At 58.3% G+C, this 8,163-nt stretch carries 11 protein-coding genes; all 11 read left to right on the forward strand.

Annotation, left to right across the window (positions count from 1 at the left end; genetic code table 11):
* Window positions 1–828 (forward strand): helix-hairpin-helix domain-containing protein (locus AC6RA8_RS19395; RefSeq protein ID WP_500355006.1); only part of this gene is annotated, 828 nt, incomplete at its 5' end.
* Window positions 829–854: 26 nt separating this feature from the next.
* The gene (locus tag AC6RA8_RS19400; RefSeq protein ID WP_500355008.1) at window positions 855–1,616 is read left to right on the forward strand and encodes a helix-hairpin-helix domain-containing protein; all 762 of its coding nucleotides are present in this window, start codon (window positions 855–857) and stop codon (window positions 1,614–1,616) included.
* 3 nt (window positions 1,617–1,619) lie between these two features.
* Window positions 1,620–1,838, forward strand: a complete 219-nt coding sequence (locus AC6RA8_RS19405; protein ID WP_299200630.1) for a DUF5337 domain-containing protein — start codon at window positions 1,620–1,622, stop codon at window positions 1,836–1,838.
* A gap of 40 nt (window positions 1,839–1,878) precedes the next feature.
* On the forward strand, window positions 1,879–3,159 hold the full coding sequence (nuoF, locus tag AC6RA8_RS19410) for an NADH-quinone oxidoreductase subunit NuoF (RefSeq protein WP_299200628.1): 1,281 nt from the start codon (window positions 1,879–1,881) through the stop codon (window positions 3,157–3,159).
* A 269-nt stretch (window positions 3,160–3,428) separates the two neighbouring features.
* Entirely contained in the window at window positions 3,429–3,677 is a 249-nt protein-coding gene (locus AC6RA8_RS19415; protein WP_500355010.1) for a hypothetical protein, read from the forward strand.
* Entirely contained in the window at window positions 3,678–4,121 is a 444-nt protein-coding gene (locus tag AC6RA8_RS19420; protein WP_500355012.1) for a DUF3291 domain-containing protein, read from the forward strand. It abuts the gene before it with no gap.
* 27 nt (window positions 4,122–4,148) lie between these two features.
* On the forward strand, window positions 4,149–4,523 hold the full coding sequence (locus tag AC6RA8_RS19425) for a hypothetical protein (protein ID WP_500355014.1): 375 nt from the start codon (window positions 4,149–4,151) through the stop codon (window positions 4,521–4,523).
* Between the two features lie 123 nt (window positions 4,524–4,646).
* Entirely contained in the window at window positions 4,647–5,045 is a 399-nt protein-coding gene (locus tag AC6RA8_RS19430; RefSeq protein ID WP_500355016.1) for a DUF5333 domain-containing protein, read from the forward strand.
* A gap of 3 nt (window positions 5,046–5,048) precedes the next feature.
* Window positions 5,049–7,067, forward strand: coding sequence for an NADH-quinone oxidoreductase subunit NuoG (gene nuoG / locus AC6RA8_RS19435; RefSeq protein ID WP_500355018.1), 2,019 nt, complete (start codon window positions 5,049–5,051; stop codon window positions 7,065–7,067).
* Window positions 7,064–7,444, forward strand: coding sequence for a YNQ4 family lipoprotein (locus AC6RA8_RS19440; RefSeq protein ID WP_500355020.1), 381 nt, complete (start codon window positions 7,064–7,066; stop codon window positions 7,442–7,444). The genes nuoG and AC6RA8_RS19440 overlap by 4 nt, the downstream gene beginning before the upstream one ends.
* Window positions 7,445–7,450: 6 nt before the next feature.
* Window positions 7,451–8,163, forward strand: a 713-nt coding sequence (locus tag AC6RA8_RS19445; protein WP_500355022.1) for an NADH-quinone oxidoreductase subunit H, incomplete at its 3' end; no start/stop codon positions are given.

An 8,163-nucleotide genomic window follows, 5' to 3' on the forward strand; every position in this document is an offset into this window, starting at 1 on the left:
TGCAAGGACAAGATTGCCCCCAAGGCCCACCAACTCTCTGCAGATGGCAAGTTCAGCTGGGAAGAGGTCGAATGCCTCGGCTCCTGCGCCAACGCGCCAATGGCGCAGATCGGCAAGGACTACTACGAGGACCTGACCGCCGCCCGCATGGGCGAGATCATTGACGACCTGGCGGCAGGCACTGTCCCAACGCCAGGTCCGCAGAATGGGCGTTACGCATCTGAGCCGCTGAGCGGTCTGACCAGCCTTAAGGAATTCGACAGCGGGCACACGAAGTACAATGCCTCCGTTCAGCTCGCGACGGATATTGGGGATACGGTCAAGCGCATCGACGGGACCGAAGTGCCGTTGCTCGCGCCATGGGGCAAGGCGAACGCGTCTGCTGACGCCAGCAACGCCAATAAGAAGCCTGCCCCCAAAGCTGCAAAGAAAGCGCCTGCGAAGGCAGCCAAACCCAAGGCAAAGCCCAAAGCGGCCGCACCGGTAACTGAAAACAAATCTGATGAAAAACAATCAGATAAGGCTGTCCCCGCGGGGACAAAACCGGCGCTGCTGTCCGCAGCTCGCGAAGGCGGGGCAGATGATCTCAAGCTGATCAAGGGCGTCGGACCGGGTCTTGAGAAAGAGTTGAACGCGGCGGGCGTGTTCCATTTCGATCAGATCGCATCGTGGACGGCCGATGAGGTTGCATGGGCTGATCAGAACCTCGTGCGCTTCAAGGGTCGGGTGAGCCGTGACAATTGGGTCACGCAGGCACAGGCCCTCGCGCGGGGAGACGAGACAGAATTTTCCCAACGCGCGAAAAAAGACGATATCTATAAAGAATAACATCCTTAGACGGGGGAGAAATCTTTATGGACAAGAACGAGGGAATGATCAGTTGCGCCGTGGGCTGCTGGCTGGTCGCGCTGCTGGGCGGCGTTTTGGCGGCGATGCTGCTGATGGTGTTGGGCGGTTGGACGTTTATGCAGGGCGTGTTCATGGGCGTCGTTGTGTTTGTCGTCGCCGGTGCGCTTCTTAGCTGGATCATTTGCAAACCACTGCCAGCGGTCGGTGAAGCGTCAGTTGAAGAAGCGAAACCGGAAGAAGCTGCGCGTCCCGTGGCAAAAGCGGCAGCTCCTGCTGCTGCGGCGTCTGCAGCTACAACTGCCGAGCCCGAGATCAAACCTTCGACGCCATTGCCGGGCGAAGCCGACCTGGCGGCGCGCAAGGGCGAATGGAAATACGAGGCTGAGCCAAAGGCTGATGAAAAGTCAAAGGCCAAGAAAACTGCCAAGAAACCCGCTGCCAAGAAAAAAGCGGCCGAGCCAGCCGCTGCAGCAGGCGAGGGCACCAAGCCAGAGACGCTGTCTGCCGCGCGCGAGGGCGGTCCCGACAACTTGAAAGAGATCAAGGGCGTTGGGCCGAAGCTGGAAGCGCTCCTGCATTCGATGGGGTTCTACCATTTCGACCAGGTTGCAAGCTGGGGCGCTGACGAGGTGGCCTGGGTCGATCAGAACCTGCAAGGCTTCAAGGGGCGCGTCAGCCGTGACGATTGGGTCACGCAGGCCAAGATCCTTGCTGAAGGCGGGGAAACCGAGTTCTCCAAGAAGGTCGGAAAGGGCGACGTTTACTGACGCATGTCTGATCAACTTGATCCGAAACTGGCCCGGCAGGGCCGTATTGCGGCCCTTGTCATTGCAGGGGCCGCTTTGTTGTCGGTGTTCGCGCCGGTGATTGTGCAGGGTCTTGGTTTACCCGCGCGTTACGAAATTCTGATTTTGCTTTTTGCATTGGCTGCGTTCATTTGGTCTCTGGTGGTTGCCATCAGGATTTGGCAAAAGAGCCGTGACAACTGATAGCCCCGCGCGCAGGGCTTCGAGGCAAAGGATAACACCCATGCTGGCTGACAAGGATCGCATCTTTACCAATATCTACGGCATGCATGATCGCACGCTGAAAGGTGCGCGGGCGCGTGGGCATTGGGATGGCACGGACAAGCTGATCCAGAAGGGTCGCGACTGGATCGTGCAAGAGATGAAGGACAGCGGCCTGCGCGGTCGAGGCGGTGCGGGATTTCCCACCGGTCTGAAATGGTCCTTCATGCCCAAGGAGAGTGATGGGCGGCCAAGCTATCTTGTTGTAAATGCGGATGAATCGGAGCCGGGCACTTGCAAGGACCGCGAGATCATGCGCCATGATCCGCACACGCTGGTTGAAGGGTGTCTGATCGCGTCCTTCGCGATGAATGCAAACGCTTGCTACATTTACATCCGCGGCGAATACATCCGGGAAAAGGAAGCGCTACAGGCGGCTATTGACGAAGCCTATGACGCAGGCCTGGTCGGCAAGAACGCAGCAGGCTCAGGCTGGGATTTCGAAATTTACCTGCACCATGGGGCGGGGGCCTATATCTGCGGTGAGGAAACCGCCCTGCTTGAATCGCTTGAAGGCAAGAAAGGCATGCCTCGCATGAAGCCGCCATTCCCGGCGGGCGCGGGTCTGTATGGCTGTCCGACCACCGTGAACAACGTTGAATCCATTGCGGTTGTTCCGACGATCCTGCGCCGTGGTGCGTCGTGGTTCTCTGGCTTTGGTCGTCCGAACAATGCCGGGACCAAGCTGTTCGCGATCTCTGGCCATGTGAACAACCCCTGTGTTGTCGAAGAGGCCATGTCCATCAGCTTTGAAGAGCTGATCGAAAAGCATTGCGGCGGTATCCGTGGCGGTTGGGACAACCTCAAGGCCGTGATCCCCGGGGGGTCGTCTGTTCCTTGCGTGCGCGGGGAGAAGATGAAAGACGCCATCATGGACTTCGACTATCTGCGGAATGATCTGCAGTCGGGTCTGGGCACGGCAGCGGTGATCGTCATGGATCAGTCGACAGATATCATCAAGGCGATTTGGCGGCTGTCCAAGTTCTACAAGCACGAAAGTTGTGGTCAGTGTACGCCCTGTCGCGAAGGCACGGGCTGGATGATGCGCGTGATGGAGCGGCTTGTGCACGGCGAGGCGGAGGTCGAGGAGATCGACATGCTGCTCGACGTGACCAAGCAGGTTGAAGGGCACACGATTTGTGCGCTGGGGGATGCGGCGGCATGGCCGATCCAGGGGCTGATCCGGAACTTCCGCGATGAGATCGAGGACCGGATCGCGGGCAAGCGGATTGCTGCGGAGTAACGCTACGTGCCTCGAGGACTCATTCCACCGCATTCCGGGACCTGCACCGTATGCGGTTACGAAAACGGATTCAGCTATGACCATGTCAAGAAGTGTGCGCAGTGCAAGGTTTTGCTGCGTGCGGACGGGTCTGTGAAGCCGAGCCCTCAAGCAGTGACTCTTCCATTTGTTTTGCTTGTTGTGGCAGCTCTTATTGGTGTGATGGCGCTTCTAACCTTTCTCGACCTCGTGGATTTGCTTTTTGTATAAAGTAGCTGATTGGCCAAGCGATGTTTCATCAACCACGTCATAGTCTTCGAAAGTCGGGCCTATGCGAGACAGTTTATCACCAAAACAAAGGTGAATTTGGTGCAGCTCTTTTGCGAGAGTTGCGTATTGATGTTTTGCAACCCAAGCATCCAATTCATGCCGTCAGCCTGCTCCGCCCCGCAACAACGCGCGTCGACTCCAACCATGTGATAGTGTTTGCTTTTGTTCGCGCCTTTGGCGCTTTGATTTTTGGACTGTTGATCGGTTAGATGCACCTCGCTGAATTCAACATCGGTACCCTGAAATACGACTGGGAAGACCCGCGTGTTGCGGATTTCCTTAACAATCTCGATCGTGTCTACGACATCGCGCGTCGGTCGCCGGGCTATATCTGGCATCTGGAAGGCGACGAGATGGAGGCGGCGCAGCTTGACCCCGATGGCCCGCTGGGTGGCAATCCGCGCACGGCGAGCACGCTATCGGTCTGGAAAGACGTCGAAAGCCTGCACAACTTCACCTTCAATACCGTCCACAAGCAGTTCTATGACCGCAAGGGCGAATGGTACGATCCGGATCAGGGATTGCGCTTTGTCATGTGGTGGGTGCCGGAGGGGCACAAACCCACAATTGCAGAAGCACTAGACCGCTTCCATCATCTTGAAAACCATGGCAATACTGACGCTGCCTTTGGCTGGGATCACCTGGCGCGCTAAGGTCAGAACCCTGGGGAGGAAACCGCATTGACCAAGACAAAGACCCGTGCATTGCCCGACATGCGGCCCGCACTTTTGACCAGCGCACTGTTGATCGCGGCCTTGCTGCTGTCTGCATGTCAGGAACGGCGTTCCGAGCGTGTCGCCTTTGATGGTGTGTTTTTCCGCGCAAGTTCAGGCAAAGTCGACAAGCAGCGGGAACAATTCGAAGTGAGCGTGAGCCCGGTCTCTGCATCCCTTGAGGGTGCCCGTGAAGCGGGGCGCTATGAAGCTGTACGCTATTGCATCAAAGAGTTCGGTTCATCTGATATGGCATGGATCGAAGGGCCGGATGCCGAGGACGGCAGGCTGCGTATTTCCGGGGATAAGCTGCTCTTGCGGGGCACCTGCACGCCAGCGTGATAACAACCGGTTTTCAAGGCGACATTTTGCGTCCTGACGGGTTGTGTCGGCCCGTGTTATTGCATAGCACAGACCTGCTTTCCCACATGGCATCAAAGTGATGCAGCACGTGGAGAGAAAATGATGCGCGCGATGACCATGGCCTTGATCCTTAGCCTGACTGCCGGGATAGCCTCGGCGAAGCCACACCTTCGGGATGTGCCTGAAATCGACGGCACCATTCTGGCGATTGGGATCGCGGACGAGATCCGCAAGAACTGCCCGAGTATTTCGGCCCGCATGTTCAGGGCGTTAAGCGTTGCGAATGGTTTGAAGGCCCGCGCCCGAAACCTGGGCTACTCGGACGAAGAGATTGATGCCTACCGCAAGTCTGATGCTGAACGGGAGCGTCTGAAGGCAAAGCGCAGGGCATATCTGAAACAAGGCGGCGTGACCGCTGGCCAGCCGGCAAGCTACTGTGCGCTTGGCCGCGCAGAAATCAATAAAGGCGGCCAGATCGGCGCCCTACTGAGGATGAACTGACGCATGAGCGACCTCCGCAAGATCATCATCGACGGCAACGAGATCGAGGTGGACGGGGCAATGACCCTGATCCAGGCCTGTGAAGAGGCGGGGATCGAAATTCCGCGCTTCTGTTATCACGAACGTCTGTCGATCGCGGGCAACTGCCGGATGTGTCTTGTGGAAGTTGTCGGCGGTCCACCCAAGCCTGCGGCCTCCTGCGCGATGCAGGTGCGCGATTTGCGCCCCGGTCCCGAAGGGCAGCCGCCGGTCGTGAAAACCAACTCGCCGATGGTCAAGAAGGCCCGCGAAGGCGTGATGGAGTTCTTGCTGATCAACCACCCGCTGGATTGCCCGATCTGTGACCAGGGCGGTGAGTGTGACCTGCAGGACCAGGCCATGGCCTATGGCGTCGATTTCAGCCGCTTCCGCGAGCCAAAGCGTGCGGTTGATGATCTGGACCTTGGCCCGCTTGTTGAAACCCACATGACCCGCTGCATTTCCTGCACCCGCTGCGTGCGCTTCACCACTGAAGTGGCGGGTATCACCCAGATGGGTCAGACAGGCCGCGGCGAGGATGCAGAGATCACGTCCTATCTGGGCGAGACCCTGGATTCGAACCTGCAGGGCAACATCATCGACCTGTGTCCGGTGGGCGCGTTGGTGTCCAAGCCATATGCGTTTACGGCCCGTCCGTGGGAACTGACCAAGACCGAGAGCATCGATGTGATGGATGCGCTTGGGTCCTCTATTCGCGTGGATACCAAAGGGCGTGAAGTCATGCGGTTCCTGCCGCTGAACCATGATGGCACCAACGAAGAGTGGATTTCCGACAAGACCCGCTTCGTTTGGGACGGCCTGCGTCGTCAACGTCTGGACAAGCCGTACATCCGCGAGAATGGCAAGCTGCGTCCAGCTTCCTGGGGTGAGGCGTTGGGCAAAGCATCCGAAGCGATCAAGGGCGCATCTTCGCTGGCCGGTCTGGTTGGCGATCTGGCGGCGGTTGAAGCAGCATACGCGCTCAAGGAACTGATTGAAGGGCAGGGCGGTATCGTCGAATGTCGTACGGATGGGGCGAAGCTGCCTTCGGGCAACCGCGCGGCTTATGTCGGCACAGCTGCTATTGAAGAGATAGACACAGCCGAAGCCATCATGCTGATCGGCACCAACCCGCGTCTGGAAGCGCCAGTGTTGAACGCGCGTATCCGCAAGGCCTGGGCACGTGGGGCCAATGTGGGTGTCATTGGTGAGATGCCGGATCTGACCTATAAGGCCAACCACATCGGGACAGATGCGACTGTCATCAACGATCTGCTGAAGCGCGATCATTCAGGAGTGCAGGAAAAGCCATCGGTCATCATCGTCGGCATGGGCGCATTGATCCGTGGGGACGGCGCGGCCATCCTTGCCGGGGCGCAGGCGCTGGCGGAAAGCACCAAGTCGGGTCTGATGATCCTGCATACGGCAGCGGGCCGCGTCGGTGCGATGGATGTTGGCGCCACAAACCCGGATGCGATGGCAGCCGTCGAGAAAGCGGATGTCATCTACAACCTCGGCGCCGATGAAATTGAAATCGGCGATGGGGCGTTTGTCATCTACCAAGGCAGCCATGGCGACCGCGGTGCGCACCGCGCCGATGTGATCCTGCCAGGGGCGGCTTATACAGAAGAGGGTGGCCTGTTCGTCAATACGGAAGGGCGACCGCAATTGGCGCAGCGCGCTGGTTTCGCACCGGGTGAAGCCAAGGAAAACTGGGCCATTCTGCGCGCGTTGTCGGGCGAAATGGGCGCGACCTTGCCCTATGACAGCCTTTCCGCGCTACGTCAGAAACTGGTGGGTGAGCATCCGCACCTCGGCGATGTCGATGTGGTGGCGGAGAACACAGGGGATGCCTTGGAAGCAGGTAAGATCGAAGGTGGCGTCCTTAAATCGACAGTCACCGATTTCTACCTGACCAACCCGATTGCCCGTGCCAGCCAGTTGATGGCGGAACTGAGCGCCAATGCCAAGGCCCGCCGGACGGAGGCCATGGCCGCCGAATGAAGGCCACGTGGCTCATATCCCTGATACCGCTCATGGCCTGCGAACCCGTGCCGACAGCTGAACAGTTCATCCCTGACTATCGGGGGGTGGAAACGAAGCTTTTGGCCGAGGATCTTGTGCAGTTTGATGTTGAGATGACCAACGCGCTGACTGCATCGGATGTTGAGGATTATGCCGAATGTGCCGCCGCCGGATATACGTTGATCCGGGGCTGGGGATTTGCGCGTCATTTGCGCACAAATGTGAATGAAGAGGCTGGCGTGTGGAGAGCGGATGCTGTTTACACGATTTCGCCAGCCCTCCCGCGTGGGATCAGGACCATCGACGCCGAAGTCGTGGCCGATGCCTGTGCGGAGAGGGGAATACCGACGGTGTGAGGACTGATGGCTGATTTCTTTACCACTCCTGGCGGCATCGCCGTCCTGATCCTGGCCCAGGTGCTGGCCGTTGTGGCATTTGTCATGATCTCGCTCCTGTTCCTGGTGTATGGCGACCGCAAGATCTGGGCCGCTGTCCAGATGCGTCGTGGGCCGAACGTGGTGGGCGTCTATGGCCTGCTGCAGACTGTCGCTGACGCGCTGAAATATGTGGTGAAAGAGGTCGTCGTGCCAGCGGGCGCAGACAAGACCCTGTTCATGCTCGCACCAATGACCAGTTTCGTGCTGGCAATGGTCGCGTGGGCCGTGATTCCGTTCAATGACGGTTGGGTGCTGTCCGACATCAATGTTGCGATACTGTATGTCTTCGCCATCTCTTCGCTTGAAGTTTATGGTGTAATTATAGGTGGTTGGGCGTCGAACTCAAAGTATCCCTTCCTTGGCTCATTGCGGTCTGCAGCACAGATGATTTCCTACGAAGTCAGCATTGGCTTGATCATCATCGGTGTGATCCTGTCGACCGGGTCGCTGAACTTTGGCGCCATCGTAAATGCGCAAGACACTGGTTACGGCTTCTTTGGCTGGTACTGGTTGCCGCATCTGCCCATGGTGTTCCTGTTCTTCATCAGCGCCTTGGCCGAAACGAACCGCCCGCCCTTCGATCTGCCGGAAGCGGAATCTGAATTGGTTGCTGGCTACCAGGTCGAATACTCATCGAC

The organism is Tateyamaria sp. (genome assembly GCF_059783535.1).

Bases quoted from the DNA above. Each gene is read 5' to 3' on its own strand.
- AC6RA8_RS19400 (WP_500355008.1), top strand. From the start codon at position 855: ATGGACAAGAACGAGGGAATGATCAGTTGCGCCGTGGGCTGCTGGCTG.
- AC6RA8_RS19405 (WP_299200630.1), top strand. From the start codon at position 1,620: ATGTCTGATCAACTTGATCCGAAACTGGCCCGGCAGGGCCGTATTGCG.
- nuoF (WP_299200628.1), top strand. From the start codon at position 1,879: ATGCTGGCTGACAAGGATCGCATCTTTACCAATATCTACGGCATGCAT.
- AC6RA8_RS19415 (WP_500355010.1), top strand. From the start codon at position 3,429: ATGTTTCATCAACCACGTCATAGTCTTCGAAAGTCGGGCCTATGCGAG.
- AC6RA8_RS19420 (WP_500355012.1), top strand. From the start codon at position 3,678: ATGCACCTCGCTGAATTCAACATCGGTACCCTGAAATACGACTGGGAA.
- AC6RA8_RS19430 (WP_500355016.1), top strand. From the start codon at position 4,647: ATGCGCGCGATGACCATGGCCTTGATCCTTAGCCTGACTGCCGGGATA.
- nuoG (WP_500355018.1), top strand. From the start codon at position 5,049: ATGAGCGACCTCCGCAAGATCATCATCGACGGCAACGAGATCGAGGTG.
- AC6RA8_RS19440 (WP_500355020.1), top strand. From the start codon at position 7,064: ATGAAGGCCACGTGGCTCATATCCCTGATACCGCTCATGGCCTGCGAA.